The sequence below is a fragment of the Aeromonas sp. R10-1 genome (assembly GCF_040908465.1).
GTDB classification, from domain to species: Bacteria; Pseudomonadota; Gammaproteobacteria; order Enterobacterales; family Aeromonadaceae; genus Aeromonas; species Aeromonas caviae.
Genome location: NZ_JBFODT010000005.1, coordinates 97,024 through 123,814, shown reverse-complemented (window position 1 = coordinate 123,814; position 26,791 = coordinate 97,024). Strand labels below are relative to the sequence as shown.

Sequence of the window (26,791 nt, the reverse complement as noted above, 5' to 3'; positions counted from 1 at the left end):
GGCGTAAATCCATAAAAAAACGCCCCAGGCGGGGCGTTGTTTTCATGGCGGCCATTACATGGCGTTGGTGGATTCGAAGATCTTGTCGGCCGACGCTTCGACGAAGCCAGGGTAGAGCACGCCGTCTGCCTGCGGGTAGCGCAGGGCAAACTCGTAGAAGCAGCTCGGGATAGTGCGCACGCCGTCGCTGAAGGGCACCTCGGCCTTGTCTGCCATGGTGGAGGATTGCTCCAGCATCACCTCGGGATCGCCCTTCACCTCGCCGCCAACGGTGTTGAGCACGAAGCCTGCCGCCTTGAGCGCCGCATTCACCTGCTGGATGGTGTCGAAGTCCTTCAGGCGGTTGATGTTGACGGTGAAGTGGTTGGCACGATAACCCCAGGCGGCCATCCAGGCGGCATACTCGCTCTCTGCCAACAGGGTCTGGTAGTCGGTGTGAGAGACCTGCCAGGGCGCGCCGGCGTAGAGGAAGGCCGGGGTGTCGGTGAGGTGATCGGGTACCTGATCCACCAGCTTGTGGATGATGGCCTGGGCACCTTCGGAGAGCTCTTCCACCTTCAGCTCGCTGATGAACACCTTGGGCGCATCAGGATCTTTATGCTCGAAGTGTTTGGCATAGAGCTTCTTGGCCTTGAACACATACTCGCCCTTCTCTTCGTACCCCAGGGTACGGAAATGGGCCGCCAGTTTCTCGAGACCGAGCTTGGGCAGGTTGTAGGTCCGAAACGCCACGTGATCGTTGATGATGGGGGCACCGCCGCCCAGCAGTTGATGAACCTTGTGAGCACTGGGGGTGACCTGAATGTAGTTGTCCCACAGATGGCCAAACAGGGTGTCGATATCCTTTTGCATCTCTCTTTCCTTTGATTGCGGGTACAGACAGGGGCACCTGTTCAGTGCCCCTCTTTCATTTTCTTGTTATCAGAAGGTCAGACCGGGAGACAGCTGATCCGGCATAGCAGCCTTGCTGTCTTCGACGGAGGCGACCGGGTAAGCACAGTAGTCGGCGGCGTAGTAGGCGCTCGCTCTGTGGTTGCCGGAGGCACCGATGCCGCCGAAGGGGGCGGCACTGGAGGCGCCGGTGATGGGCTTGTTCCAGTTGACGATACCGGCACGGATGCGCTTGAAGAAGTGGTTCCAGTCCGCTTCGTTGTCACCGAGCAGGCCGGCCGAGAGACCGAAACTGGTGGCGTTCGCCTTCTCGATGGCCGCATCGAAGTCGTCGTAGCGAATGAGCTGCAGCAGCGGGCCGAAGTACTCTTCATCCGGCAGCGCGCTGACCGCGGTCACGTCGATGATGCCCGGGGAGACAAAGCCGGTGCCCGCTTCCAGGTGCTTGAGGGCAAGCAGGCTTTCGCCACCGAGGCGCTGCAGGTTGGCTTGCGCCTCGACCATGCCGAGTGCGGCCTTCTCGCTGATCATGGCGCCCATGAACGGCTGCTCGGCGGCGTCATAGAGGCCGACCCTGATCTGACCGACCACCTCCACCAGCCGCTTGACCAGGGCATCGCCCCGCTCGCCGCGCTCGACAAACAGACGGCGCGAGCAGGTGCAGCGCTGGCCGGAGGTAATGAAGGCGGACTGCACGATGGCATGGACGGCGCCGTCGATGTCGCTCACATCTTTCACGATCAACGGGTTGTTGCCACCCATCTCCAGTGCCAGGATCTTGCCCGGCTGGCCGGCAAACTGCTTATGCAGGAAGTGGCCGGTACGGGAGGAGCCGGTGAAGAAGAGGCCGTCGATGTCCGGGTTGCCGGCCAGCGCCTTGCCGGTGTCGACCTCCCCCTGCACCAGGCTGAGCACCCCCTTGGGCAGCCCCGCCTCCTGCCACACCTTGACCATGGCTTCAGCCACCATGGGGGTCAGCTCGGAAGGCTTGAACACGACCGCATTGCCGGCGATGAGCGCTGGCACAATGTGGCCGTTGGGCAGGTGGCCCGGGAAGTTGTAGGGGCCGAACACGGCCACGACACCATGGGGCTTGTGGCGCACGAACGCCTTGGCGCCCGGCATGGGGTTTTCCACCGTGCCGGTACGCTCCTCATGGGCACGGATGGAGATGGCAATCTTGCCCTGCATGGCCGCCACTTCGGTGCGGGTCTCCCACAGGGGCTTGCCGGTTTCACGGGCGATGGTCAGGGCCAGCGCCTCCTTGTGCTCGCCGAGCAGGTCGGCATAGCGGCGCACGATGGCAAGGCGCTCTTCAAGGGCCAGATCGGACCAATGGTAGAAGGCCGTGCGGGCCGCCTTGACGGCCGCATCTACCTGGGACTGGCTTGCCGCCTCACCACGCCAGATCAGCTCGTTTTTGGCCGGGTCGATGGATTCGAACGGCTTGCCTTCACCGGCCAGCCACTGGCCATCGATAAACTGGACTAAAGACATCATCAATTCACTCCCTGTGGGTACGCAGGCCGCCTCGGCAGCCTGTCTCAATGCTGTGCTGCGGGGCGGGTCAATCCAGATCGACGACGCGCACCATGTCGCCATTTTCCACCTTGAGGGCGGCCGCCATCTTGGGCGGAATGATGGCTTCGTGCTTGTCCAGATCGACCCGGATGTTGCCGTAGCAGGCGCGGTATTGCTCGAACCTGGTGTTGCAGATGAGGTAGGTATGGCCACCGATGGGCTCACCCACCAGCACCGCCAGCTTCTGGCTGCGGCGCACGCTGCGAATGTTCTTCACCTCGCATTCGACGGTGGGGCCGGCGTCGAAGATGTCGACATAACCGCGATTCACGAACCCCTCATCCTGCAGCATCTTGAGGGCAGGCCGGGTCTTTTCGTGGGTCTTGCCGATGACGGCGCGCGCCTCGTTGCTAAGCAGATTGACGTAGATGGGGTACTTGGGCATCAGCTCGGCGATGAAGCGCTTCTTGCCGATGCCGGTCAGATAGTCGACGGTGGGAAAATCCATCGAGAAGAAATGTTTTTGCAGCCACTCGTAGAAGGGGCTGTGGCCGTTGCCATCGGAGACACCACGCATCTCGGCAAAGACGGTACTGTCAAACAGCTCGGGGTGTTCGGCCATGAACAGGAAACGGTGCTTGGAGAGCAGACGGCCGTTGAGCCCCTCGCGGGCGCATTCACGCAGAAACAGGGTGCAGAGCTCGGAATTGCCGGTGTAGTCGTTGGAGAGGGTGAGGGTTTCCACGACATTGTAGATGCCGAGCTTGGGGGAGGAGTGCACCACCTTGCCGATGTGATAGTTGTAGAACGCCTGGGACAGGCCGACCGCCGCGTCGATGGCGCAGGTACCGACCATCTCCCCGGTCTCCAGATCCTCGGCCACGAAGAAATAGAGGCACTCGCCCTTGCCGGCGGGCTTGTCCAGGAAGGTCTGGGTCGAGGCATCGATCTTGCGTTGCAGCAGCTCGTCGTTGACCGGCAAGGATGTCATGCCGGTGCCGGATTCGATGGCACAGGTCTTGAGGCCGGCGAAGTCGCGCTGCTCGATAGGACGGATAACCAACATAAATGACAACTCCCTTTCATTGACGACAGGTGGGGTCCCGGCTCCTGCCGGGAGGGCTCCCCACCTCAATTTGGATCAGGCGTTGACCACCTGAGCGACCGCTTTCTCGAACCGTGCCAGCCCTTCCTTGATGTCTGCTTCCGGGATCACCAGGGAGGGGGCAAAACGCACCACGTTGGTACCGGCAACCAGCGCCATCAGGCCCTGATCGATGGAGGCGAGCAGGAAGTCGCGAGAGCGGCCCTTGAAGTCATCGTTGAGCACGGCGCCCAGCAGCAGGCCCTTGCCGCGCACTTCGCTGAAGCAGTGGTACTTGGCGTTGATGGCTTCCAGCCCTTCGCGGAACAGCTGCTCGCGCTGCTTGATGCCGCTCAGCACTGCCGGGGTGTTGACCACGTCGATCACCGCCTCGGCCACGGCACACGCCAGCGGGTTGCCGCCGTAGGTGGAGCCGTGAGTGCCCACTTTCAGGTGGGAGGCGATCTCGGTAGTGGTCAGCATGGCCCCGATGGGGAAGCCGCCGCCCAGCGCCTTGGCGCTGGTGAGGATGTCCGGGGTGATGCCCAGACCCATATAGGCAAACAGCTCGCCGGTACGACCGACACCGGATTGCACCTCGTCATAAACCAGCAGGGCGTTGTGCTTGTCGCACAACTCGCGCACACCCTTGGCAAACTCGTCGGTGGGGCTGATGATGCCACCCTCTCCCTGCAGCGGCTCCATCACCACGGCGCAGGTGTTGTCGGAGATGACGGCAGCCAGCTCCTCCAGATTGTTGTAGGCGACGTGGGTGATGTCGGCAGGCTTGGGACCGAAGCCATCGGAGTAGGCAGCCTGGCCGCCGACGCTGACGGTAAAGAAGGTACGGCCGTGGAAGCCCTGGTGGAAGGCGATGATCTGGGTCTTGTGGGCCCCGAACTTCTCGATGGCGTAGCGGCGGGCCAGCTTGAGGGCCGCTTCGTTCGCTTCGGCGCCGGAGTTGCAGAAATAGACCTTCTCGGCGAAGGTGGCGGCGACCAGTTTCTTGGCCAGGCGCAGGGCCGGCTCGTTGGTCATCACGTTGGAGAGGTGCCACAGCTTCTCACCCTGGGATTTCAGGGCCTCGACCAGTTTGGGATGGCAATGGCCCAGGCCATTGACCGCGATCCCGCCCGCGAAATCCACATACTCGCGGCCTTCCTGATCCCAGACACGTGACCCCTCGCCGCGCACCGGGATGATTTTGGCCGGCGCATAGTTGGGAACCATCACTTCATCAAACACTTCACGTGTCACTGCCAACAACTCTGACATATTGCTCTCCTGCTATCTCGCGGCAGAATAATCCACCGCCCAAAAGTTAAATCCGTGTAAACGTGGCGGAATTATCACAGAAAAAAAGTAAAAAGTCTGTAACTTAACCGCCTATAAGGAACAATGTTCGATTGCCTTTGAGATTTTAGGCAACCGCATTGCATAACGGCTCAGGGGGTGTTGGCAAGAGATAATTTGGACAGGGAGGAGGGTGAATAAAGTCTCAGGGAAATTTTTTTTTGCCTCATGACGGTTTTGAGACAGACATCGCAATTTTTTTCAGGGAACGGCCAAAAAGTTGGCCAGCAACTGGTGCCCCTGTTCGCTCAAGATGCTTTCCGGATGGAACTGCACTCCCTCCAGCGCCAGTGTTTTATGCCGCAGCCCCATGATCTCGTCCTGGCTGCCGTCGGCATGTTCGCTCCAGGCGGTGACCTCGAAACAGTCGGGCAGCGACGCCGCCTCCACCACCAGAGAATGATAGCGGGTCACCCGCAGCGGGTTGTTGAGCCCCTTGAACACCCCCTCCCCTTTGTGACGGATGAGAGATGTCTTGCCGTGCATCACCTGACGGGCACGCACCACCCGGGCACCAAAGGCCTGTGCCAGGGACTGATGGCCGAGACAGACGCCGAGGATGGGGATCTCGCCGGCAAAACGGGAGATGGCGGCCAAAGAGATGCCCGCCTCGTTTGGCGTGCAGGGGCCGGGAGAGATCACCAGATGGCGAGGTGAAAGCCGGGCTATCTCCTCCAGGCTCAGCTCATCGTTGCGCCTGACCACCACCTCTTGCCCCAGAGCGCCGAAGTATTGCACCAGGTTCCAGGTAAAGGAGTCGTAGTTGTCGATGAGTAGCAGCATGCAAAAACCCTGGGAATAAGACAGAGACGGTGATCGGACAACCCGTTGCGAGCGCGGGCAGACAAACGCCGCGCATTCTGGCATGTCTCTTTGCGTTAATAAACCGGCGATCACCTCACCTGCTGTGCAGTCTGTCCGCTCTTCAATGGCGATCCGGGCCTGTCGACCCCACCCGGCGGTGGGCCTGTCCCCGACCGGGCAGCATCAGCCGCTCCATGTCAGGATGGCAAGGTAAAAGAGACGGGAGGCGACCGGGAAAAGGGCACAGGACGTGACAGGCAGATGGGAAGGAGTCACCTTGGCAAGGGCTGGCAACGGACCTCAGCGGTCCAGATAACGGCCCTGTTCAAGTTCCCGTTCCCGCTGGCACTCGGCCAGATAGATGGCAGCCGCGATGGCCGTGGTCTTGTGGTGCTTGTCGATGGCGTTGGAGACCATCAACTGCAAGGTATTGAGGCTCTTGGCCTTGCGAAACTTGCGCAGCCAGTGACCCTTGTCACCCAACTCTTCACTCAGGGTTTGTGATTCGACAGACATGCTTTCTCTTGGGGCAAAGCCCGTGTTTGACATTGGGGGAGGTTGCGACAAACCGGAAGGTGTAAAACAAAGAAAGCCAGGCATCCACCCAGCTCTCTTCTACTACACCTTCCCAGTATGTCAGGCTCGAGGAACGAAGCCGACGACATCATATACGCTGATCAGGGTTTTTTCAGCCCTTTCACGCGCCTTTTGTGCGCCAGCCGCCAAAATGGCCTGCAGATGGGCCTCATCCTGACGCAGCTCGCGGAAGCGCGCCTGGATGGGTTCCAGCAAGGCGACCACGGCATCGGCCGTTTCACTCTTGAGGTGGCCGTACATCTTGCCTTCGAAGTGCTGCTCCAGCTCCGGGATGGAGCGGCCGGTCACACCGGACATCAGGGTCAGCAGATTGGAGACCCCCGGCTTGTTTTCGGGATCAAAACGCACCACGGCCGGCTCGTCCGAGTCGGTCATCGCCCGCTTGATCTTCTTGACGATCTGCTTGGGATCTTCCAGCAAGCCGATGAAGTTGGCCTCGTTGTCGTCGGACTTGGACATCTTCTTGGTCGGGTCCTGCAGGCTCATCACCCGGGCCCCTTCGGTCGGAATGAAGGGTTCCGGCAGGGTGAAGACTTCGCCATAGAGGTTGTTGAAGCGGGTGCAGATGTCGCGGGTCAGCTCCAGATGCTGCTTCTGGTCATTGCCAACCGGCACCTGATTGGCCTGATAAAGCAGAATGTCGGCTGCCATCAGCACCGGATAACCGAACAGGCCGACGTTGACGTTGTTCTCGAAACGGGCGGACTTGTCCTTGAACTGGGTCATGCGCGACAGCTCGCCCATCTGGGTGTAGCAGTTCAGGATCCAGCCGAGCTCGGCGTGCTGGGGCACGTGGGACTGGATGAAGACGGTGCTCTTGGCCGGGTCGATGCCCACCGCCAGATAGAGGGCGGCTGCGTCGAGGCACGCCTTGCGCAAGGCGGCCGGATCCTGGCGGGTGGTGATGGCGTGCAGATCGACGATGCAATAGAGGCAGTCGAAGTCATCCTGCATGCTGACCCACTGACGCAGGGCTCCCATGTAGTTGCCGATGGTCAGCTGGCCCGAGGGTTGGGCACCGCTCAATACGATTGGTTTAGTCATCAGAGTAGTAATCCTTGTTATCCGCCAGCCCGGTCTGGATCAGACCAGCAGGGCGTCGAGTTCGGCAAACTGCTCGCAAACCCAGTCGGGGCGGGAGTCTGCGATAGGGCGGCCATAGTTGTAGCCATAGGTGAGCCCCACCACCTTCATGCCGGCGGCCTGGGCGGCCAGCACGTCATTTTCGGAATCCCCCACCATCAGGGTGCGGGACGGGCTGACACCCAGCTCGTGGCAGGCGTGCAACAGCGGCTCCGGGCTCGGTTTCTTGACGGGTACGCAGTTGCCCCCGAGCCAGAGTGCGAAACAGTCGCTGATGCCGAGGGCCTCCAGAATGGGCTGCACGAAGTGACTGGGTTTGTTGGTCACCACGGCCTGCTGGTAACCCAGCCCCTGCAGACGGCGCAGGCTCCGGGCCACTCCGTCATACATGGCCAGGCCTTCCAGCAGACAGGCCTGATAGTGACGGTCGAACAGGGGGCGGGCCTTGGCAAACTGCTCCGGGGCGTCGCGGTAATCGAGAGCCCGCTGGATCAGCTTGTCGGCGCCGTTGCCGACCCAGGTACGCACCACGGCCTCGTCGGCCTCGGCCAACCCCAGCTCCGCCAGGGTACGGTTGACCGCCAGCGCCAGTTGCGGGGCGCTGTCAATCAGCGTGCCATCCAGATCGAACAGCACCAGGTCAAAGGGGCGATCAGCGACGGACATGGGCAAGCTCCGCGCGCATCTGGTCGATCACCGCCTTGTAATCCGGCTTGCCGAAGATGGCAGAGCCCGCCACGAACATGTCGGCACCCGCCTCGGCAATCTCGCGAATGTTGTCGACCTTGACGCCGCCATCGATTTCCAGGCGAATGTCGCGGCCGCTCTCGTCGATCAGGCGGCGCACCTGACGCAGCTTGTCGAGGGTGCCGGGGATGAAGCTCTGACCGCCAAAGCCCGGGTTGACCGACATCAGCAGGATCACGTCCAGCTTGTCCATCACGTACTCCAGGCAGCTGAGCGGGGTCGCGGGGTTCAGCACCAGACCGGCCTGGCAACCCTGCTCCTTGATGAGGCCCAGGGTGCGATCCACGTGATCGGAGGCTTCCGGGTGGAAGGTGATCAGGCTGGCACCGGCCTTGGCAAAATCAGGCACGATGCGATCCACCGGCTTGACCATCAGGTGCACGTCGATGAGCGCTTCGATGCCGTAATCGCGCAGTGCCTGACAGACCATGGGGCCTATGGTCAGGTTGGGGACATAATGGTTGTCCATCACATCGAAATGGACCACGTCGGCCCCGGCGGCCAGCACCTTGGCCACATCCTCACCCAGACGGGCAAAGTCGGCGGAGAGGATAGAGGGGGCAATCAGAAAGTCTTTCATCAGCGTCATCCATTGGCAGCGTGGCAGAAAAAACGGCGCAATTTTATCGCAAAAGGGCGATGAAAACGACCCGCATCTACAGAACACGCCGCTCCGGCACCATCGCCGGCAAACGATGCCAGGCGCGGCTCACGGAATACCAGCGGCAGCATCAGAAATGACAACGGCCCCCTCAGGGACCGTTGTTCACTCAGCCGACGGCAACCAGCTCCGCCTCACCGGGATAATAGCCCTGTTCGGGCTCGATGCCGGGCGGATAGAGCGCCAGCAGCTCGGCCACCTTGTTGCGACCACCGCCGTTGCGGCTGATGGTGCGCTTGACCAGGATCTCGTCGAGCCGGGCGCCACGATAGAGCTCGCGGGTCAACTCGATGTCATGGTTGCTGATGAGCACGGGCACCCCTTTATGGGCGGCGGTGTGGCGAGCCAGCCTGGCCAGCAGCGCCTGATCGTCCAGGGTGAAACCGCCTGCCGAATAGGTGGTGAAACTCGCCGTGGTGGAGAGGGGGGCATAGGGCGGATCGCAGTAGATCACCCAGTCTTCCTCTGCACGGGCCATGGCGTCGGCATAGCTTTCGCAGATGAACGTCGCCTTCTGCGCCTTCTCGGCAAAGGCCCACAGCTCTTTCTCCGGGAAGTAGGGTTTCTTGTAGGAACCGAAGGGAACGTTGAACCCCCCCTTCTTGTTGTAACGGCACAAGCCGTTGAAACCATGGCGATTCAAAAACAGGAACAACTGAGCCCGTTCAAACCCGGCAGCGGTCTGGTTGAACTGGGTACGCAGCCGATAATAGGCGGTCTTGTGGTTGTGCTCGGCCACGAACAGCTTGCGGGCCTCGCTGATGAAGCTGTCCGGCTGCTGCTTGAGGTGGTTGTAGAGGCCAATGAGATCCGGATTGATGTCGTTGAGCACATAGGCGTCGTAATCCGTGTTGAGAAACACGGATCCCGCCCCGACGAAGGGCTCCAGCAACACACGCCCGGCCGGCAAACGCTCGGCGATCTCTTCGACCAGGGAGTATTTTCCCCCGGCCCATTTTAAAAACGCGCGTGTTTTTTTCATGGAAGTCCGGTGTTGACAAGGCTATGCCCAAAAAAGGGGGGTGATTCTACCCCCTTCTTCGGGTGGCTGGCTATTGCTTCAATTCTTTTTGTATCTGGGCGAATGACTTGGGCCAGGGTTGTCCCTTGAGCAAGGCAGGTGACAGCTTGCGAATGGCCGCCTTGGCCTGGGCACTGCTGGCGTAGTCTCCCTGCACCACCACATACCAGGGACTGCCACGGAAGCGGGTCTTGTAAACCCACACCTTGCCCGCCAAGCCATGCTCGGCCACAAAGCTGTCTACCGCCTTGGTGTTGCTCGCCCCCATCAACTGGATGCTGTAGTGATTCTTCGGCTTCTTGTTGAGAGTCGCCACCGGCGTCAACGCCACCTTGGCCGCCGGGGCCGCGACCGGCGCTGTCTGCGCACCACTGGCCGGTTGAGCCTCTGTCCGGGCCGGGACACTGTTCGGGGCCGGATTCTTGACCTGGGCCGTCGTTCCGGTCGGGACCGCACGGGAACCGCTCCCCACCAGCTCATCCACCACGGCCGTGGGCAAGGCGCCGCTGACGTTCGGCTGGTTCATCAATTTCTCGACCACTTCGTCGGAGATGACGACCCGGCGCCCCTCATAGTTGGTTGACTCCGTGGTGACCGTCTCGCTCTCGACCTTCTTGGGCAAGGGCTTGGCATCGGACTGCCAATCGCGGGCAACCTGATTACCTGAGGGGATGGCAGCGGCGCCACTGCTCGCCTGAGTACCCAAAGCCCCGCTCGCCGCACCGACACTCACAGGATCGCTTGAGACGGGATCGGGCAACGCCGTCCCCTGGGACGGAGCCTGGGCGGGGTCCTGGCCTGCACTGTCGAACAGGGGCAGATAGCTCAGGGCCAGCAACCCGCCCGCCACCAGGGCAAGCACGATCGCTATCTTCTTGACGGGCAACTCGGCCTGACGTTTCTTGGGCCTTCTGTCGGTCATGGTATCCTCCAGTAACTGCATGATGGCTGACGGATGTCCGCCCGCCCCATTCAGGATCTCTTCCACTTTCGGCTTGGGCAAGAGGGCAGTCGGGATCTTGAGCTCTTTGGCCTTCTCATACAAGAAGATACGTTGCTCAGGAGCGCTCAGTGGCGCGACTTCCAGCTCGAGGGCTGGCATGGCCCGTCCCTTGAGGAGCGCCTTCTGGTTGCGACACCAGGCGTCATCACCCGAGAGCAGGATGGCCAGTTTATGAGGAGATGCCAGGGTATCGTTGTGACGACAGAGCGCCCACAACTCCCCCACCAGCTCGGCAGGCAAGGTATCGGCACGTTCGATGATGAGCAGCAGTCTGGCAGGCTTGTCACCCACCATGCGAAAGAAGCTGTCCGCCAGGGCATCCTGCGCGTTGAACAGGGGACGTGCCACCACCTGCTGCAACAGCAACTGGCGCACATCCGCCATCTTCATGGACGGGCTGCCGATGAGGCTGGCCACCCGCACCGCATCGGGCAGTTGGGCAAGCAGCGACTCGCACAGTGTGCCACGGCCACTGCCTGGCTTGCCGGAGAGAAAAACAAAGGGGTGGTTGAACTCGATCAGGTGCAGCAGCCGGTCAACCAACTGCCGCTGAGAAGGCAGTTTGAGCAATTTATTAGTGGTCACGACCAGACTCGATCACCGCCATCAATTGCTCGTCTGTCACATCGGCCACGACCTGGGCCTGTCCGATCCCGATCGGCAGCACCAGCCTCAGTTTGCCTTCCAGCACCTTCTTGTCACGGCGCATATGGCGAATGAAGGCGGCAAAATCCATATCGGACGGTGCCTTGACCGGCAAATCGGCGGCCAACAGCAGATCGCGGACTCGTGCCACCTCTTGCGCCGTCATGTCGCCACGGGCCAGGGCCGTCTCGGCCGCCAGCATGGTTCCCGCCGCCACGGCTTCACCGTGCAGCCAGTTGCCATAACCCTTCTCCGCCTCGATGGCATGGCCGAAGGTATGTCCCAGGTTCAGCAAGGCGCGCACGCCGTGCTCGGTCTCGTCCTGACCGACCACATCGGCCTTGATCTCGCAGCAGCGGCGAATGGCATAGGAGAGTGCATTACCGTCGAGGCGCTGCAGGCGGGTCATGTTGGTTTCAAGCCAGGAGAAGAAGGCGGCATCCCAGATGATGCCGTATTTGATCACCTCGGCCATGCCGGCGGCAAATTCCCGGGCAGGCAGGGTCTTGAGACAGTCGGTATCGATGATCACATGCTTGGGCTGATAGAAGGCACCCACCATGTTCTTGCCGAGGGGATGGTTGACGGCGGTCTTGCCGCCGACGGAAGAGTCAACCTGGGAGAGCAGCGTGGTAGGCACCTGAATAAACGGAATGCCTCGTTGGTAGCTTGCCGCAGCAAAGCCGACAACATCACCTATCACACCGCCCCCCAGAGCGATCAGAGTGGTATCACGACCATGGCTGGTTTCCAGCAGAGCAGACATGATCCGCTCGAAGGTCGCCAGGGTTTTGTAGGCCTCGCCATCGGGCAGGATCAGGTGTTCCACCTGAAAACCGGACAGCAACTGAATGATCTGTTCAAGATACAGGGGCGCGACCACGGTATTGGTCACAATCATGACCCGCTTGCCCTTGATCGTCTGCGCCAGTACCTCGGGGCGTTGCAGCAGACCGGCAGCTATCTCTATCGGGTAGCTGCGTTCACCCAGTTCGACCTTCAACCTTTCCATGGACGTCCTCTAATGAATTACATACCAATCAACTTGACGATTTGATTAGCGACAACTTTGGCACTCTGGTCATCCGTCTGGATGACAAAATCAGCAACCTCTTCGTACAGGGCGTTGCGCTCTTGCGCAAGACGCTCAAGCACTTCACGGGGCGGCTCTTCGGTTTGCAGCAAGGGACGACGCTTGTCTCTCTGGGTTCGCGCCAATTGCTTTTCAATGGTGGTTTCGAGGTAGACCACGATGCCGCGTGCGGAGAGTTTGTTGCGGGTTTCACGGCTCTTGATGGCACCGCCACCCGTTGCCAGCACGATACCCTGCTGTTCGGCGAGCTCACCGATCACCTTCTCTTCGCGGATCCGGAAGCCTTCTTCGCCTTCAACATCGAACACCCAGCCGATATCGGCACCACTGCGGCGCTCAATCTCATGATCTGAGTCGAAAAACTCCATGTGCAGTTGTTCTGCCAGATGTCTACCTATGGTGCTCTTGCCCGCACCCATGGGACCTATCAGGAAAATATTGCGTTTCTCAGCCATGTCTTTTCGTTAGTAATTACAAACTGTATGGCCCCGGTAAACACTCGACCGGGGTACCTATGAACCTTATCTTGCGTTGGATCAGGAGGGGGATTATCTCAGTAGAAACCAGGACTGGCAACCGCAGCCCTTACGCCCCAGCCTCATCGGGGCGTAAGGTTATATGTGTTTTACTCTCACAAGTAAAGTTTTCAGAGGGCGTCGGTCACTATCCTCGGGGTCACGAAGATCAGCAGTTCACGCTTCTTGTTTTCACTGGTGGTTTTCTTGAACAGATAGCCCAACCCGGGGATATCCCCCAGCAGCGGCACCTTGCTGACATCGCTCTTGATGGTCTGTTGATAGATGCCGCCAAGCACCAGAGTTTCACCGTTGTTGACCAACACCTGGGTGGTGATGGACTGGGCGTTGATGGACACCGCATCCCCGGTCCCGGTCGGCACGGTTTCCCCCTTGGTATCCTGAGTCACGGTCAAGTCCAGGATCACCCTGTTGTCCGGGGTGATCTGCGGCGTGACCTTGAGGCTCAGCACCGCCTTCTTGAAGGTGACCGAAGTCGCCCCGCTGGAAGAGGACTCCACATAGGGGATCTCGGTCCCCTGCTCGATCAGGGCCGGCTTCTGGTTGGCCGTGGTGACACGCGGACTGGCGATGATCTCGGCCTTGCTCTCCTTTTCCAGAGCCGAGAGCTCAAGATCCAGAAGGGTGCCATTGGCAAGACGGGCAACTTGGAACGCCAGCGTGCCGGCCGCGTTGGTCACCGGCAGGTTGACGTTGAGTCTGTCTTCTACGTTGGGGCGAGTGATGGTGGAACTGCCATCATTGTTTCCGGCGCCATCATTGCCCTCTATGGTGCCCGAGGTGCCGTTGCCATGACCGTCTGTCTTGGTCACCCCCCAGCGCACCCCCAGAGCCTCATCGAAACCATCATCAATGGTCACCATGCGCGCCTCGATCACCACCTGCTTGACCGGGATATCGAGGATATCCAGCATCCGCTTGACGTTGCTGATGACATCCGCCGTGTCCTTGACCACCAGCACGTTGGTACGTTCATCCACGCTGACCGCGCCTCTGGGGGAGAGCAGCTTGGTACTCTCGGAGGAGAGCAGGGCCGCCACTTCCGATGCCTTGGCATAGTTGATCTGCAGATACTCGGTGTAGAGGGGAGCGAGATCCGCCACCTGGTTACGACTCTCCATCTGCTGTTTCTCGCGAGCGGCAATCTCGTCCGCCGGCGCAACCAGCAGGATGTTGTTGTCCAGCCGTTTGTCCAGCCCTCTGACCTTGAGGATGATGTCCAGCGCCTGCTCCCAGGGCACGCCATCGAGGCGCAGCGTGATGTTGCCGGAGACCGAGTCCGTGGTCACCAGGTTCAGATTGTTGAAATCGGCGATGATCTGCAACACGGTACGAACAGGAATATCCTGGAAGTTCAATGAGATGGGCTTGCCTTGGTACTGCTTCGCCGCCGTGGTGGCCACCCGTTTTTTCACCTCGATGATGAACATCTTGTCGGCCTGATCATAACGGTAGTCAAACTGGCCGTTCACCGAGAGCTCGAACAGGGTGTCATTGCCCTGGCGGAACACCTCCACCTGGGAGACCGGGGTAGCAAAGTCCTGCACATTGATGAGGTTGAGCTGATCATCAGGCACCCGGGTACCGTGGAACTTGGCCAGCACTTTCTGACCACGGCTGCTGACATCCACCGCCGCCGAACTGTTGTCCAGCGTCACGAGGAATTCCCCCTGCCCCTCCTTGCCACGGCGAAAATCCACGCCCTTGACCGAGTTGAAGTAGGCGCCACCCATGTTTGCCTGAGACACGGACAACACCGGCTTGCCGGGGGCAACGGGCGAAGAAGCCACGGCAGGCTGAGCCTGATACTGGGACTGGTTCTGGGCAACTCGCTGGGTGTCAATCAATGCAGACTGAGTCACCGGCTGGCTTCTGACGAGCGCAGACTGGCTGGCTGCAACAGGCGCCGCCGAGGAAGCGACCGGCTGCCCTGCCTTGTCTCCCAGCGCCACCAGCAATTTATTGCCCTGCTGATGGACCTGATAGGGGGTGAGCTGATCGAGGGCGATCTTGATGTCGAGCCCCTGCCCCTTTCCCTCCACCAGGAGGTTGTTCACCCCTTGCTGCTTGATGGGCAGGGGATTGACCGTCAGGGCACCGATGGCCCCGGGTACGTGCAGCAGAAGCTGATTGGGTTCATAGGTCAACCTGTCCGTAAAACCGCTGACCGGTTCGCTGAAGCTGAGCTCCAGCAGGAGTTGATCGGCCAGCAGGGGATTCACCTTGACCTCCTGCAACGCGGGTACTGCCCACACCTGAGTGCATCCGCCCAGCCACAGCAGCGCCACACCGGTCATCCTTCTTATTGTTGTTCTCATCTCTGCTCATCCCTGATCATAGTTTTGCGTCGAGATTGGCCATGGCCAGCTGGGTTTCTCGGGTGACCCAGCATCCTTTGCCATCCGGTACCGTCTCCATCAAGTCAACATGCGTGTTCGTTATCTTGATGACCCTGCCCTGATCCAGCCCCATGTGCTGGTTGAGCCCGACGCGCACGGCTTGCCCGTCCGGGGTTTTGATCAATGCCCACAACTGCCCCTGCTTGCCGATGGAGCCTTTCATGCTCAGGCTGGCAAGCGAGTAGCGTTCCAGCACCTCCTTTTCCCGATTGGCCACTATCTGGGCACAGTCCGGCTTGGCCTTGGCATCCAGCCTGGAACTGGTTTCCGGCTGGGGTGCAATGAACGGACTACGCTGATCGCTGCGTTGATAGACCATGGGAGAGAAGGGCTTTATCTCCGGCAAAGATTCGATCGGTACCGGCTTTCTGGCCTTGGTCTGTTTGACATACTCATCCATGTCCTCCTGTCCCCCACAGGCCGTCAACAGCAGCGCCGACAAGAGAAGTACGCCCGCTCTCATGCTCATGGCTTTTTCTCCACGGTTTTGCCGTTGTACTTGTAGGTCTTGGCCTGCATGGACATACCGATCAGCTCACCGCCCTTCCCCTGGCTGAGCTGGAAAGAATCCAGGATCACGATGCGGGGCAAAGCAGCCATGTCCGCCGTGAACTTGCCAAGTTCGTGATAGGTGCCCACGACCTCGATGCGCATGGGCAGCTCGGTGGAGAACTCGTGTTTCACCTCTGGCTCCCAGTTGATCCTGCTCAATGTCAAACCGTTGTCGGTGGCAATGAAGCTGATGTCATCCAGCAAACCGGCGACTTCGTGGGTGTTGGGCAGCTGTTTGAGCTGGGTGTCGACCAGATGTTCCAGCTGGACCATCTGCTTTCTGTATGCTTCCAGGTTCGCGGCCAGCATGGCCTTGCTCTCGAATTGTCCCTTGAGCTCAGTCTCTTTTGCGGCTTCACGACCCAGGGCCGCCAGGGAATTGGCAATCACGTAGTAATAGAGTGCCCCGCCAAGCAGAGCACAGCAGAAGAAGACAAAGATGCCCTTGGCGATCGGCGGCCAGCGGGCAATGTCATTGAGATCCAGGTCGTTGAGTTGTTGCAGGTTCATTTTTGCCCCTTAGCCACGTTGGGTAGCGCCGTGGCAATCTGGAACATCATGGAGAACTGGCTCAGGGCGATGGGGGCCACCTCGGCCGTGAAAATGGTGCTGAGCTGGGATTGTGTCAGCCAGCCGGAACCGTCGATTCGGCGCATCATGCTGGCTACCCTGCCATAGGCTTCGGTCTTTCCCTTCACGTCTATCTTGTTGTTTTGCAGAGCAAGGCTATCAAGATACACCCCATTGGGGACCAGCACCGGCAGCTGATTGAACAGACGCACAGGGATGTTGCGGCGCATCTGCAACTGCTCGATGAGTTGCATGCGGTCAATCAACTCCTTGCGCCGCTCCTTGAGAAGCCTGATCTCCCCAAGCTGGGTGTCCAGGGTTGCCATCTCCTGCTGCAACCGCTGATTGCGCTGCTGCTGGTAACCGATCTGCTGCTGCACCAGCCAGTCTGCGGCAAAGGCGATGGCTGCCGTCCCCGCCAGGAACAGACCGAACAGGATGCCGAATTGTTTCTTCTGACGCTGCGCCCGAGCCTGCCGCCAGGGCAGAAGGTTTATATTTGACATGGTGTGAAGCTCCTCAGTGCCAGCCCGAGCGCCGTCATGTACTTGGCCCCATGAATCAGCCCTCCCTCTCCCTGCGGCTTGCCAAAGAGTGCAAAGGGATCGGGATGCAGCACCTCGCAGTTGAGCTCGCTGCCGATTTGTCCGGCCAGCCCCGGCAGCAGGCTCCCCCCTCCGGTCAGCACCAGCCTGGAGAGCTCCTTGTTCCCCGAAGAGCTGCAAAACAGCTGCACGTTGCGCCGTATCTGCAACACCAGGGTGCTGAGGTGAGGCAACAGGACATCCACCTCATGATCCGCAGGCAGGGAGCCCTGGAGCTTGGCCAGTTCCGCCTCTTCCATACTCATGCTGTAAAAAGAGGCCAATGCCTGGCTGTATTGATCACCACCAAAATTCTGCAACCGGGAATAGATGACCTGGCCCCGTAGCAGGGCGGCGAAAGTCAGAGCGCTGGCACCGATGTCGACGATGCCAACCGGTTTCTCCGAGGTTTGCAGGTCGGGCAGGCAGGCCAGCACGGCGCGTCCGAGCGCATGGGCCCCCACATCCACCACCATGGTCGTCATGCCTGCCTCCGTCAGGGCACTGACCCGGCCACTGACGCTCTCGGTCCGCGCGGCACTGAGCAGGACCTCCTGACGCCCGTTGTCGCCCGCCATGCCGAGGATTTCAAAATCCAGGCTCACTTCATCGAGGGGAAAGGGGATGAGCTGCTCTGCTTCCAGGTGAACCTGGTTCTCCAGCTCGCTCTCGTTGATGTTGGTATCGACCTGAATGATCTTGGTGATGACGTTGGAACCGGTCACGGCCGTGGCCACGTTCTGGCAATCCCCCTGCATGAGCCGCTTGAGCGACTTGAGGGACTGACTGACCCGTTCAATGTCCTGAAGTTGATAGTCGACCAGCGTTCCTCTTGGCATGGGAATCTCGGCAACCGAACCGAGGTGCACCTTGCCGGGACGTCCGCTGATGGTGACGGCCTTGATGGTTTGACTGCCAAAATCAATGCCCGCCATGGAGACGAGGGATCCCTTACTTAATAGCCCAAACATATACACATCCATGCGTTATTGGGTTTTCGGACTTATTGTAGGACAGCGCGTCATGATGTGACGGCTTAACTCAATATAATGCTCTATCTATCAATGTCATAAAGTTTGTGTCAAAAGTTGACGCCCCTCTCCTTTCGGCCTTGATTGCGGCCCCCTTGGTAATTGTGCCCTGGAGTGCTACCCTCCCGCCTCTTCTCGGGGTCGCCTGTTTGCGGACAGGAAAACCTCGAATCCGCGAGGGTAAAAAGGCTATACTCTGCGCCCGTTGGCTAATTTTAAGACGATTGGTAGTTCTTCCATGCTGAAATGGCTCGTTCGCCTGTTTATTGTCATGATGCTGGGTGCTGTGCTGGGCGTTGCCAGCCTCATCGGCATCTACTTCTACATCAAGCCCCAGTTGCCGGACGTCAGCGCCCTGCGCGATGTCAAACTGGCTACCCCCATGAAGGTCTACAGCCGGGACGGGGAATTGATCTCCCAGTTTGGCGAAATTCGTCGCATCCCCCTGCGGCTGGACGAAATTCCCCAGTCCATGATCGATGCTGTACTCGCCACCGAAGATGCCCGCTTCTATGAGCACCCGGGCATAGACCCCATCGGCATCATCCGTGCCGCCACCGTCTGGGCCGTCTCCGGCCAGGCGCGCCAGGGCGCCAGTACCATTACCCAGCAGGTGGCCCGCAACTTCTTCCTGAGCAACGAGAAGACCCTGGTACGCAAGATCAAGGAAGTGTTCCTCGCCTGGCGCATCGAGCAGAACCTCTCCAAGGACGAGATCCTCACCCTCTATCTCAACAAGATCCCCCTCGGCTACCGGGCATTCGGGGTCGGCGCGGCCGCCCAGGTCTACTTCGGCAAGGAGGTCAAGGATCTGACCCTGGACGAGATCGCCATCATCGCGGGTCTCCCCAAGGCACCCTCCATGCTGAACCCGATCCGTTCCCCGGAGCGCGCCTTCGCCCGCCGCAACGTGGTGCTGGGTCGCATGCTGGAAACCGGCAAAATCACCCAGGCCCAGTATGACGAAGCCTCCAAGATGCCGGTCAAGGCCCGTTTTCACGGTGCCGAGACCACGCTGAACGCCCCTTATCTGAGCGAGATGGTGCGCCAGAAGATGGTGGAGCAGTTTGGTGAAGATGCCTACACCATGGGGCTGCACGTCTACACCACCGTCACCGCCAAGCGTCAGCGCGCCGCCCATCAGGCGCTGCTGGACGGTGTCTTCGACTACGACACCCGCCACGGCTACCGTGGCCCGACCGCCTTGCTGTGGAAAGCCGGTGAAACGGCCTGGGACTACGAGCAGATCATGGCCCATCTGGCCAAGCAGCCGACCTATCAGCCCCTGATGGCCGCCGTGGTCACCCAGCTTGGCGACAAGAGCGCCACCCTGGTGCTCAAGAATGGCAAACAGGCCGAACTGGGCTGGAATGGCATCAAGTGGGCGCGTGCCTTCATCACCGACGATCGCCAGGGCTTTGCCCCGAAATCGGCGCGGGATGTACTCAAAGTCGGCGCCCAGATCTGGGTCAGGGAGAAAGGGGAAGAGTTGCTGCTCTCCCAGATCCCCGACGTCAACGCCGCCCTGGTGGCCATGAACCCGCAAGACGGCGCCATCGAGGCCCTGGTCGGCGGCTTCAGCTTCGAGCTCTCCAAGTTCAACCGGGTCGATCAGGCCCGTCGTCAGGTCGGCTCCAACATCAAGCCTTTCCTCTATGCCACCGCGCTGGAGCAGGGCTATACCCTGGCGTCCCTCATCAACGATGCACCGATCAACCAGTGGGATCCTGCCAAGGGCCCCATGTGGCAGCCCAAGAACTCGCCCGCCATCTATGAAGGGCCGACCACCTTGCGCCTCGGTCTTGCCAAGTCCAAGAACGTGATGTCGGTCCGGCTGATGCGCGCCATCGGGCTGGATACCTATATCGACGGCCTGACCCGCTTCGGCTTCGCCCGTGATCACATTTCCGCCAACGAATCCCTGGCGCTGGGTGCGGCGGAGTTCACCCCGCTGGAAGTGGTGCGCGGCTACTCGGTGCTGGCCAATGGCGGCTTCCAGGTCACCCCCTACTTCATCACCGAAGTGACTGACAGCTTCGGCACCCCCCTGTTCGAGGCCAACCCGGCCGCCGCCTGCCGCGACTGCGGCGTGCTGGCCGCCGCCGGTCTCGACAGCGCGGATGCCTATGCCAATACCACGGCAGACTGGAAGGCCCAGTGCCCCATCGATCCTGTCGTGCCCAACAACATGGCACCGCAGACCATCAGTGCCCAGAGCGCCTTCCTCATCACCGACACCCTGACCACCGCCATCTGGGGTGGCAATGGCTGGCGTGGTACCGGCTGGCGGGCAGCCCGTGACCTCAAGCGTCACGACATCTCGGGCAAGACGGGGACCACCAACGAATCCCGGGATGCCTGGTTCTCCGGCTATACCCCAAATCTGGTGGCCACCTCCTGGATCGGTTTTGACAACCACCAGCGCGGTCTGGGCCGGGCCGAGTTTGGCGGTGGTGCCGCCCAGCCCATCTGGATTGACTTCATGAAGACGGCTCTGCAACAGGTGCCCGAGCGCAAGATGCCGGTCCCCGAAGGGATCATGCAGGTCCGCATCGATCGTGAAACCGGTCTGCTGACCAATCGCGCCGATGGCAGTACCACGGAGGAGTTCTTCAAGGAGGGCACAGAGCCCACCCGCTACGCGAGCCAGATCTCCGATGGCAACCAGGTGTATGGCGGTGACGATGCGACCACAGACGGTCCCGTCTCCACCGACGACATCTTCTAGGTCCCCCTAGAAACAACAAAAACCGGCGCCCAGGCGCCGGTTTTTGTTTCGGGATGACGAGCGGGCTGCGTCAGCCCAGCAGGGCTTTCATCAGACTCGAGATGCGGGCCGCCAGCTCATTGAAGCAGGGGCGGCGAACCGAGTAGTGACGATAGAGCAGGGAGATGGTGCGCCCCGGCACGGGGTTGATTACCGGACGATAGCTGACGCCCCCCTCCTCCGGGTTGGCGGGCACGGCGAGCCTGGGCACCAGCGTCATGCCGCTGCCAGCGGCGACCATGTTGCGCAAGGTCTCCAGACTGGTGCCCTTGAAGCGCTGATCCTCACCGATGCCCGCGGCAAAACAGTAACCCATCGCCTGATCCCGCAGGCAGTGACCGTCGGCCAGCATCAGCAATTTCTTGCCCTTGAGATTGTGCAGGGGCACCGCCTTGGCGCTCGCCTCCGGGTGATGCTGAGGCACGGCCAGCCACATGGGCTCCTGATAGAGGGGGATGGCGCCAAACCCCTCCATCCCTTCCAGCTCCGCCAGCACGAGGCAATCCAGCTCCCCCTCCTCCAGCCGCTTGAGCAGCACCTGGGTCTGATCTTCGTAGAGGTAGAACTCCAGCTTGGGGAAGTGTTCACGCAGATCCTGGATGATGTGGGGCAGCAGGTAGGGGCCCACGGTGGGAATGAAACCGATGTGGATCTCGCCGGACATGGGCTCGGCGAAGTGCTGGCCTATGCTCTTGAGCTCTCGCGCCTCTTTGAGCACCTTGCGCGCCTGACGGGCCATGGCATCGCCGGCGGGCGTGAACAGCACCTTGCGGGAGGTGCGCTCGATGAGGATCACTCCCAGTTCATCTTCCAGCTTGCGCAGCTGGCCACTCAGGGTCGGCTGGCTGACAAAGCAGCGCTCCGCTGCCTTACGAAAGTGTTTCTCCTCTTCCAGCGCTACCAGATATTCGAGATCGCGAAGGTTCATAGGTACTGCATCCTGCCGTTCAATGAGGCCGATAGCATGCACAAGAACGGTGCGGGGGACAAGGGAGGCGCGCAGACGGGTCTGCCCTCTCCCTCTCCTTTGACAAGCCGCAGGCGATGGGCGAGAGACTCACCCCATCAGGGAGGTGATGTGATCCGCGAACGCCGCTGGCTCTCCCAGATAGGAGGAGACAGGCAGCGCAACGACGCGCTCCCCTTGCATCAATCCCAGGGTCGGGAACCCCTGCCCGCCGAGCCGGCGCAGCCACGCCTGGCTTGTGGCCAGATGGCCCACAAGATCGACCCGACCAAAGGCCAGGGCGAATGCTTCCGGTGTCAGCCCCTGCTCCCGCGCGAGCGCCGCCAGCCGTGTCGGGGAACCGACCCATTCCCCATCCCGGTAGTGGGTCTCCTGGATGCGGTGCAACAAGGCAAGGCCGTCGCCGCCAAGCTCGCTCACCGCCAGAACGGCGCGAATGGGCGGCTCGGAGTCGAGGAGCAGTGACTCGTTGAGCAGGAGCTCGTTGAAGTAGCGCTCACCAAAGCGCTGTCCGGTGAGGGCGTGGATGCGCTCGTCATGGGGGCGCACATAGTCCCGCAGGGGCTGGCCCATGGCCTGGCGCCTGGCGCCCATCCAGAGGCCCCCCCCATGCAGTTCGATGCGAAGGCCCGGGATCTCGGCAACGGCTTTCAGCAGGGGGGCGGCGCCATAGCACCAGCCACAGAGGGGGTCATAGACATAATGAAGGGTTGTTTGCGCTTCGTTCATCATCATTCTCGCTTCAATGCAGGATAAAAAACCGGGCCCTCGGGCCCGGTAAAAAACACAGGGAAGTAGGCGTCAGGGAGTTACCACTTCATCTCGCCGGTATTGACCTTGGCACCGATGGCCAGGCCATCGTCGACCGGCAGGGAGGGGTAAGCCTTCTTCAGCGCTTCAATCAGCTGGCCGGAGTGCTTTGCTTTGGCCAGCTCTTGCTCAAAGCGCTGCACGTAGTCACGGGTGAAGGTCACGGCTTCGGTACCCTTGGGCGCAGTCCCCAGGAAATGACCCGGCACCACACGCTCGGGTTTCAGCGCCAGCAGGTTGTTCAGCGCCTTGACCCAGTTGCTGCGAGCGGCCTTGGACTGGCTGTCCGCCATCCAGACGTGCACGCCGCTGTAGACCGGCACACCACCAAAGGCCGTCTTGATGGAAGGGGCCCAGAGGTAGGCATTCGGGGTGTTCATCTCTTTGATTTCAATCTTCTCGCCATCCAGGGTCAGGTGGCTGGCCGTCATCACTTGCGGCACGGTCAGGCTCTTGGGTGCATCCTTGCCCAGGATCGGGCCCCAGTAGCTCAGCTTGGCATCCTTGGTCTGCTTGATATGGTCGACCACATGCTGGTCGGCCAACACTTTGACATCCGGGAACGCCGCCATGACGGGTTCCAGACCGAAGTAGAAGTCGGGGTCACCGGCACTGATATAGACAGTGGTCAGCTTCTTGCCGCTCTTCTTGATCATGTCCACCAGCGCCTGGCCATGTTGCACATCGAACTGGGCATCGATCAGGATGGCTTCTTTGTCGCCAGTCACCAGGGAAGAGGAGACCGGGAAGATCGCCTTCTCGCCGGGGTTGTAGACGGTCACGGTCAGGGGGGCCGCCAGGGCGGAACCCGTCATCAGGAGGCTGGTCAGGGTCAGGGTACGCAGTGTGTTGTTCATCAGATAACGCTCATCGGTGTGGATTAATGGAATGAGCGCAGTTTATTGCATCACCATCGATACAAATACCGCATAATAGGCGCATCACTGTTGCACAAACCGAGCATATAGGGGCACAAGATGGATAGGCTGACCGCATTGCGGGTCTTTGTCTGCGTAGTGGAACAGGGCAGCCTGAGCGGCGCCGGGGAGAAACTGGAGATGTCCCGTGCCATGGTGTCGCGCTACCTGGCCGAACTGGAACGCTGGATGGGGGCCAGATTGCTGCACCGCACCACCCGCCGGCTGAGCCTGACCGGGCCGGGAGAAGAGGCGCTGAACCGGGCCAGAGCCATGCTGGCCCTGGGGGAAGAGATGGAACACCTGGCCATCCGCCATGACGAGGCCCCCAAGGGGCAACTGCGCATCACCAGCAGCTACTCTCTCTCCGAAGCCCTGCTGGTCGAGGCGGCGAACGACTACCTGGCCCATTACCCCGGCACGGCGATCGACATCCTGCTGCTGGACCGGACGGTCAATCTGGTGGAGGAGCGAATCGATCTCGCCCTGCGCATCACCAACGACCTCGATCCCAACCTGGTGGCCCGCAGGCTCGGCACCTGCCACTCGGTGGTGTGCGCCAGCCCCGCCTACCTGGCCCGCCATGCTCCGCCGCAGCAGGTGCAGGATCTGGCACTGCACAACTGCCTCACCTACACCTATTTCGGCAAGAGCCTGTGGGAGTTTCTGGGGCCCGATGGTCCCGAATCCGTCCCGGTGAGCGGCAACCTCAGCGCCAACATCTCCAACCTGCTGCTGGCCGCCACCCTGGACGGGGCGGGGATCAGCCTGCAACCCGCCTACTCGGTTCAGCCCCATCTGGCAAGCGGCGCCCTGGTCCCCCTGCTCACCCCGTGGCAGCCCAAGCGCCTCGGCGTCTATGCCGTTTATGGCACCCGCAAACAGATGTCCCCCCTGCTGCGCAGCTTCCTCGACTTTCTCGTGGAGCGGATGGCGGACGATCCCCTGTGGCAGGAAGCCCCTCCCTCTCTCTGATCCCTGCGAGCCGCACAAAAAAGGGGACTCGCGGCCCCTCTTTGCTCCATCCTGTGCCCGGTCAGGCTTCGAAACCGAATGCCTTGACCGGGGTCTCTCCCTCCTCGGCCTCCTGATCCTCCAGATAGATGTCGTGATAGGCGGCATAGATGGAGTAGTTGATGGCAGGCAGCACCACCAGCAGGCCCACCAGCATCAGGAGTGCGCCAAAGAAGATCAGCACGGCCCCGAGCAGCCCCCACCAGAGGAAGGGCCACATGTTGCGCAGACATCCCTTGAAGCTGAGCCTGGCTGCCTGCCAGACCCCGACCTGATGGAAGAGGATAAGGGCGGGGGCGAAGGTGATGGCCATCAGCACGGGAACGAACAGTGCCAATCCCACCAGGGCGCAGACGAGGAAGCCCTGTGCCTGCTCCGGGGTCAGCGCCAGGGAGCCCGGATCCGCGGACAACAGGCCGGTGAGTCCCCACTGGTGCAGCAGGAACACGCAGATCATCAGGATCCCCATGATGAGGCCGAGCACCATCAGGCCCCCCAGCATCAAGGGGGTCAACCGATGGCGGAAACCGGCAAAGAAGTCGCCAAACTGCAGCGCCTCCCCATGGTGCCCCCGCCGCGCCACCGCCACCCAGCCAGCCCCCCACACCATGTAGAGCAACTGGGAGATCAAGCCCCCCGCCGGCAGCTGATCCAGCACGATGCCCACCAAAAACCAGAGCACTATCATGGCCACGCTGGCACCCATCCCCTTGTTGAAGATGTCGAATCCGGTGCGGATCCAGATCCAGCCCTGTCCTATGCCATGGCGTTTGGGTTCGTGGCGCAGGGCCCTGTCACTGTTCATCATTGACCTCGTCGAAAAATAGGGGCGAAGCGGCGTCTCCTCAGGGCACGCTCACCGTGACCATGATGGTGCCGGTGTAGGGGCCGGTGCGTACTACCTGGCCCGGCAGCCGGGTCGGGTAGAGCCTCACCTTGTAGTCGGTGGCCTGGGTCGCCGCCGAGTAGGGTACCGCGATGGCGGTATCGAATGGAATAGGGGTCAGGGCCCCCTGCTCGACCATGCCCACCCCGACACCGGCCAGGCTGGTGGTGATGAAGCGGTTGTCGCTCGCGAGCACCCCCGAGAAGCTGTAGCGCAGCGGCCCCCTGCTCAGGCTGGCAAGGTCGAAGGGAAAGCGGCTCCCCGCTCACCTCGCTGCAATGGCGTGTCCGTTGCGTCTTTCTGGGCCGCATCCGACGAGTTTATCGGCCACGGTTGACGGACAGCACCGCCAGAATGTGGCATCATCTCCCCCTCTTGCTTTCCCCCTGATCCGATGGAGCCATCATGCGCCGCCTCTTCTTTCTTCTCCTGCTGCTCGGCAGCCCTGCGCTTCACGCCGAACCGGGGTTTATCAGCCGCCTGCTCAACCACCCAGTGCCGGGGGGCGTGGCCGTGGTACCACTGGGAAGCGGGGCCAAGGCGCCCGCAGTGCGCTATCAGGACAAACCTGTGCTGGTGGTACAGGAAGACGGGAAGACGTGGATTGCCATCGTCGGCATCCCGCTCAAGAGCGCGCCCGGCCCCCATCAGGTGACCACCAGCGATGGCCGCACTTTGAGTTTCACGGTCGGCACCAAGCACTACCGTGAGCAGCACATCAAGCTCAAGAACAGCCGCCAGGTCAATCCGCTGGCTGAAGACATGACCCGCATCAACCGGGAGCTTGCCGAACAGACCCGCGCCTACCAGACCTTCAGCCCGGCTCAGCCGAGCAACCTACTGTTTGACAAGCCGGTCCAGGGCCCGCTCTCCAGCCCCTTCGGGCTGCGCCGCTTCTTCAACGGCGAGGAGCGCAACCCCCACTCCGGCCTCGACTTCGCGGTCGGAGCCGGCACTCCCATCAAGGCACCAGCCGCTGGCAAGGTCATCCTCATCGGCAACTACTTCTTCAACGGCAATACGGTGTTCGTCGACCACGGCCAAGGCCTCATCAGCATGTTCTGTCACATGTCGAAGGTGGACGTGAAGCTGGGCCAGAGCCTGCCCCGCGGCGGCATCGTCGGCCGGGTCGGCGCCACCGGCCGCGCCACCGGCCCCCACATGCACTGGAACGTCAGCCTCAACGACGCCCGCGTCGACCCCGCCATCTTTATCGGCGCCTTCAAGCCCTGAGGCCGGCGACCTGCCGCCCACA

At 61.0% G+C, this 26,791-nt stretch carries 26 protein-coding genes; 3 read left to right on the top strand and 23 right to left on the bottom strand.

Going from position 1 to position 26,791, the window contains the following annotated elements; genetic code table 11:
- Positions 1 to 54 precede the first annotated feature (54 nt).
- From AB5Y93_RS01800 to tapM, 18 genes are all read right to left on the bottom strand, one after another.
- On the bottom strand, positions 55 to 852 hold the full coding sequence (locus AB5Y93_RS01800; RefSeq protein ID WP_202044043.1) for a DUF1338 domain-containing protein: 798 nt from the start codon (positions 850 to 852) through the stop codon (positions 55 to 57).
- A gap of 69 nt (positions 853 to 921) precedes the next feature.
- Entirely contained in the window at positions 922 to 2,391 is a 1,470-nt protein-coding gene (gene astD, locus AB5Y93_RS01795; protein WP_368228711.1) for a succinylglutamate-semialdehyde dehydrogenase, read from the bottom strand.
- A gap of 67 nt (positions 2,392 to 2,458) precedes the next feature.
- Positions 2,459 to 3,478 carry an arginine N-succinyltransferase gene (gene astA, locus AB5Y93_RS01790; protein WP_039039587.1) on the bottom strand — a complete coding sequence of 340 codons (1,020 nt, stop codon included), beginning with the start codon at positions 3,476 to 3,478 and terminating at the stop codon, positions 2,459 to 2,461.
- Positions 3,479 to 3,553: 75 nt separating this feature from the next.
- A complete protein-coding gene (locus tag AB5Y93_RS01785) occupies positions 3,554 to 4,771 on the bottom strand; it encodes an aspartate aminotransferase family protein (RefSeq protein ID WP_039039586.1) in 1,218 nt (405 codons plus the stop codon).
- A 279-nt stretch (positions 4,772 to 5,050) separates the two neighbouring features.
- Entirely contained in the window at positions 5,051 to 5,632 is a 582-nt protein-coding gene (locus AB5Y93_RS01780; protein ID WP_214004433.1) for an aminodeoxychorismate synthase component II, read from the bottom strand.
- A gap of 321 nt (positions 5,633 to 5,953) precedes the next feature.
- Positions 5,954 to 6,169: a hypothetical protein gene (locus AB5Y93_RS01775; RefSeq protein WP_368228710.1), complete on the bottom strand. Its 216-nt coding sequence runs from the start codon at positions 6,167 to 6,169 to the stop codon at positions 5,954 to 5,956.
- Between the two features lie 120 nt (positions 6,170 to 6,289).
- Positions 6,290 to 7,294 carry a tryptophan--tRNA ligase gene (gene trpS, locus AB5Y93_RS01770; protein ID WP_010673830.1) on the bottom strand — a complete coding sequence of 335 codons (1,005 nt, stop codon included), beginning with the start codon at positions 7,292 to 7,294 and terminating at the stop codon, positions 6,290 to 6,292.
- 39 nt (positions 7,295 to 7,333) lie between these two features.
- Positions 7,334 to 7,999 (bottom strand): phosphoglycolate phosphatase, encoded by a 666-nt coding sequence (locus tag AB5Y93_RS01765; protein ID WP_049636543.1) that lies wholly within the window; start codon positions 7,997 to 7,999, stop codon positions 7,334 to 7,336.
- Complete coding sequence (gene rpe / locus AB5Y93_RS01760; RefSeq protein WP_041212569.1) at positions 7,986 to 8,660, bottom strand: ribulose-phosphate 3-epimerase; 675 nt, start codon at positions 8,658 to 8,660, stop codon at positions 7,986 to 7,988. Before rpe ends, AB5Y93_RS01765 begins: the two co-directional genes overlap by 14 nt.
- A gap of 190 nt (positions 8,661 to 8,850) precedes the next feature.
- Entirely contained in the window at positions 8,851 to 9,723 is an 873-nt protein-coding gene (locus AB5Y93_RS01755) for a Dam family site-specific DNA-(adenine-N6)-methyltransferase (RefSeq protein WP_029314124.1), read from the bottom strand.
- 70 nt (positions 9,724 to 9,793) lie between these two features.
- Positions 9,794 to 11,350 (bottom strand): SPOR domain-containing protein, encoded by a 1,557-nt coding sequence (locus AB5Y93_RS01750; protein WP_319859105.1) that lies wholly within the window; start codon positions 11,348 to 11,350, stop codon positions 9,794 to 9,796.
- Entirely contained in the window at positions 11,340 to 12,422 is a 1,083-nt protein-coding gene (gene aroB / locus AB5Y93_RS01745; protein ID WP_182935372.1) for a 3-dehydroquinate synthase, read from the bottom strand. Before aroB ends, AB5Y93_RS01750 begins: the two co-directional genes overlap by 11 nt.
- 17 nt (positions 12,423 to 12,439) lie before the next feature.
- Positions 12,440 to 12,958, bottom strand: a complete 519-nt coding sequence (gene aroK / locus AB5Y93_RS01740) for a shikimate kinase AroK (protein WP_010673824.1) — start codon at positions 12,956 to 12,958, stop codon at positions 12,440 to 12,442.
- Positions 12,959 to 13,149: 191 nt separating this feature from the next.
- Complete coding sequence (locus tag AB5Y93_RS01735; RefSeq protein WP_069652139.1) at positions 13,150 to 15,357, bottom strand: type IV pilus secretin PilQ; 2,208 nt, start codon at positions 15,355 to 15,357, stop codon at positions 13,150 to 13,152.
- Between the two features lie 16 nt (positions 15,358 to 15,373).
- Entirely contained in the window at positions 15,374 to 15,901 is a 528-nt protein-coding gene (locus AB5Y93_RS01730) for a pilus assembly protein PilP (RefSeq protein ID WP_029314119.1), read from the bottom strand.
- Positions 15,902 to 15,903: 2 nt separating this feature from the next.
- A complete protein-coding gene (gene tapO / locus AB5Y93_RS01725) occupies positions 15,904 to 16,500 on the bottom strand; it encodes a PilO family type IV pilus biogenesis protein TapO (RefSeq protein ID WP_368228709.1) in 597 nt (198 codons plus the stop codon).
- Entirely contained in the window at positions 16,497 to 17,066 is a 570-nt protein-coding gene (gene tapN / locus AB5Y93_RS01720; RefSeq protein WP_039039579.1) for a PilN family type IV pilus biogenesis protein TapN, read from the bottom strand. The genes tapO and tapN overlap by 4 nt, the downstream gene beginning before the upstream one ends.
- Entirely contained in the window at positions 17,054 to 18,115 is a 1,062-nt protein-coding gene (gene tapM, locus AB5Y93_RS01715) for a PilM family type IVa pilus assembly protein TapM (protein ID WP_368228708.1), read from the bottom strand. Before tapM ends, tapN begins: the two co-directional genes overlap by 13 nt.
- Before the next feature lie 298 nt (positions 18,116 to 18,413).
- Here tapM and AB5Y93_RS01710 point away from each other — a divergent pair, with 298 nt between their 5' ends.
- On the top strand, positions 18,414 to 20,903 hold the full coding sequence (locus AB5Y93_RS01710; RefSeq protein WP_010673818.1) for a penicillin-binding protein 1A: 2,490 nt from the start codon (positions 18,414 to 18,416) through the stop codon (positions 20,901 to 20,903).
- A gap of 70 nt (positions 20,904 to 20,973) precedes the next feature.
- Here AB5Y93_RS01710 and oxyR read toward each other — a convergent pair whose 3' ends face one another.
- The 3 genes from oxyR to AB5Y93_RS01695 all read right to left on the bottom strand — a co-directional run bounded on the left by oxyR (position 20,974) and on the right by AB5Y93_RS01695 (position 23,576).
- Positions 20,974 to 21,870: a DNA-binding transcriptional regulator OxyR gene (oxyR, locus tag AB5Y93_RS01705; protein ID WP_368228707.1), complete on the bottom strand. Its 897-nt coding sequence runs from the start codon at positions 21,868 to 21,870 to the stop codon at positions 20,974 to 20,976.
- A 129-nt stretch (positions 21,871 to 21,999) separates the two neighbouring features.
- A complete protein-coding gene (locus AB5Y93_RS01700; protein WP_368228706.1) occupies positions 22,000 to 22,644 on the bottom strand; it encodes a DsbA family protein in 645 nt (214 codons plus the stop codon).
- Positions 22,645 to 22,718: 74 nt separating this feature from the next.
- Positions 22,719 to 23,576, bottom strand: a complete 858-nt coding sequence (locus tag AB5Y93_RS01695) for a Vmh family MBL fold metallo-hydrolase (RefSeq protein WP_124244328.1) — start codon at positions 23,574 to 23,576, stop codon at positions 22,719 to 22,721.
- Positions 23,577 to 23,696: 120 nt separating this feature from the next.
- Between AB5Y93_RS01695 and AB5Y93_RS01690 the strand changes: the two genes are divergently transcribed.
- A complete protein-coding gene (locus tag AB5Y93_RS01690; RefSeq protein ID WP_368228705.1) occupies positions 23,697 to 24,611 on the top strand; it encodes a LysR family transcriptional regulator in 915 nt (304 codons plus the stop codon).
- 61 nt (positions 24,612 to 24,672) lie between these two features.
- Here AB5Y93_RS01690 and AB5Y93_RS01685 read toward each other — a convergent pair whose 3' ends face one another.
- Complete coding sequence (locus AB5Y93_RS01685) at positions 24,673 to 25,455, bottom strand: BPSS1780 family membrane protein (RefSeq protein ID WP_368228704.1); 783 nt, start codon at positions 25,453 to 25,455, stop codon at positions 24,673 to 24,675.
- 40 nt (positions 25,456 to 25,495) lie between these two features.
- Positions 25,496 to 25,732 (bottom strand): hypothetical protein, encoded by a 237-nt coding sequence (locus AB5Y93_RS01680; protein WP_048207138.1) that lies wholly within the window; start codon positions 25,730 to 25,732, stop codon positions 25,496 to 25,498.
- 209 nt (positions 25,733 to 25,941) lie between these two features.
- On the opposite strand from AB5Y93_RS01680, the gene AB5Y93_RS01675 reads away from it, so the two are divergent.
- The gene (locus tag AB5Y93_RS01675; protein ID WP_039039573.1) at positions 25,942 to 26,769 is read left to right on the top strand and encodes a M23 family metallopeptidase; all 828 of its coding nucleotides are present in this window, start codon (positions 25,942 to 25,944) and stop codon (positions 26,767 to 26,769) included.
- Positions 26,770 to 26,791 lie beyond the last annotated feature (22 nt).

What these genes read in the sequence shown, in the direction of transcription:
- AB5Y93_RS01800 (WP_202044043.1), bottom strand. Translation starts at nt 852, where the DNA reads ATGCAAAAGGATATCGACACCCTGTTTGGCCATCTGTGGGACAACTAC.
- astD (WP_368228711.1), bottom strand. Translation starts at nt 2,391, where the DNA reads ATGATGTCTTTAGTCCAGTTTATCGATGGCCAGTGGCTGGCCGGTGAA.
- astA (WP_039039587.1), bottom strand. Translation starts at nt 3,478, where the DNA reads ATGTTGGTTATCCGTCCTATCGAGCAGCGCGACTTCGCCGGCCTCAAG.
- AB5Y93_RS01785 (WP_039039586.1), bottom strand. Translation starts at nt 4,771, where the DNA reads ATGTCAGAGTTGTTGGCAGTGACACGTGAAGTGTTTGATGAAGTGATG.
- AB5Y93_RS01780 (WP_214004433.1), bottom strand. Translation starts at nt 5,632, where the DNA reads ATGCTGCTACTCATCGACAACTACGACTCCTTTACCTGGAACCTGGTG.
- AB5Y93_RS01775 (WP_368228710.1), bottom strand. Translation starts at nt 6,169, where the DNA reads ATGTCTGTCGAATCACAAACCCTGAGTGAAGAGTTGGGTGACAAGGGT.
- trpS (WP_010673830.1), bottom strand. Translation starts at nt 7,294, where the DNA reads ATGACTAAACCAATCGTATTGAGCGGTGCCCAACCCTCGGGCCAGCTG.
- AB5Y93_RS01765 (WP_049636543.1), bottom strand. Translation starts at nt 7,999, where the DNA reads ATGTCCGTCGCTGATCGCCCCTTTGACCTGGTGCTGTTCGATCTGGAT.
- rpe (WP_041212569.1), bottom strand. Translation starts at nt 8,660, where the DNA reads ATGAAAGACTTTCTGATTGCCCCCTCTATCCTCTCCGCCGACTTTGCC.
- AB5Y93_RS01755 (WP_029314124.1), bottom strand. Translation starts at nt 9,723, where the DNA reads ATGAAAAAAACACGCGCGTTTTTAAAATGGGCCGGGGGAAAATACTCC.
- aroB (WP_182935372.1), bottom strand. Translation starts at nt 12,422, where the DNA reads ATGGAAAGGTTGAAGGTCGAACTGGGTGAACGCAGCTACCCGATAGAG.
- aroK (WP_010673824.1), bottom strand. Translation starts at nt 12,958, where the DNA reads ATGGCTGAGAAACGCAATATTTTCCTGATAGGTCCCATGGGTGCGGGC.
- AB5Y93_RS01735 (WP_069652139.1), bottom strand. Translation starts at nt 15,357, where the DNA reads ATGAGAACAACAATAAGAAGGATGACCGGTGTGGCGCTGCTGTGGCTG.
- AB5Y93_RS01730 (WP_029314119.1), bottom strand. Translation starts at nt 15,901, where the DNA reads ATGAGAGCGGGCGTACTTCTCTTGTCGGCGCTGCTGTTGACGGCCTGT.
- tapO (WP_368228709.1), bottom strand. Translation starts at nt 16,500, where the DNA reads ATGAACCTGCAACAACTCAACGACCTGGATCTCAATGACATTGCCCGC.
- tapN (WP_039039579.1), bottom strand. Translation starts at nt 17,066, where the DNA reads ATGTCAAATATAAACCTTCTGCCCTGGCGGCAGGCTCGGGCGCAGCGT.
- tapM (WP_368228708.1), bottom strand. Translation starts at nt 18,115, where the DNA reads ATGTTTGGGCTATTAAGTAAGGGATCCCTCGTCTCCATGGCGGGCATT.
- AB5Y93_RS01710 (WP_010673818.1), top strand. Translation starts at nt 18,414, where the DNA reads ATGCTGAAATGGCTCGTTCGCCTGTTTATTGTCATGATGCTGGGTGCT.
- oxyR (WP_368228707.1), bottom strand. Translation starts at nt 21,870, where the DNA reads ATGAACCTTCGCGATCTCGAATATCTGGTAGCGCTGGAAGAGGAGAAA.
- AB5Y93_RS01700 (WP_368228706.1), bottom strand. Translation starts at nt 22,644, where the DNA reads ATGATGATGAACGAAGCGCAAACAACCCTTCATTATGTCTATGACCCC.
- AB5Y93_RS01695 (WP_124244328.1), bottom strand. Translation starts at nt 23,576, where the DNA reads ATGAACAACACACTGCGTACCCTGACCCTGACCAGCCTCCTGATGACG.
- AB5Y93_RS01690 (WP_368228705.1), top strand. Translation starts at nt 23,697, where the DNA reads ATGGATAGGCTGACCGCATTGCGGGTCTTTGTCTGCGTAGTGGAACAG.
- AB5Y93_RS01685 (WP_368228704.1), bottom strand. Translation starts at nt 25,455, where the DNA reads ATGAACAGTGACAGGGCCCTGCGCCACGAACCCAAACGCCATGGCATA.
- AB5Y93_RS01675 (WP_039039573.1), top strand. Translation starts at nt 25,942, where the DNA reads ATGCGCCGCCTCTTCTTTCTTCTCCTGCTGCTCGGCAGCCCTGCGCTT.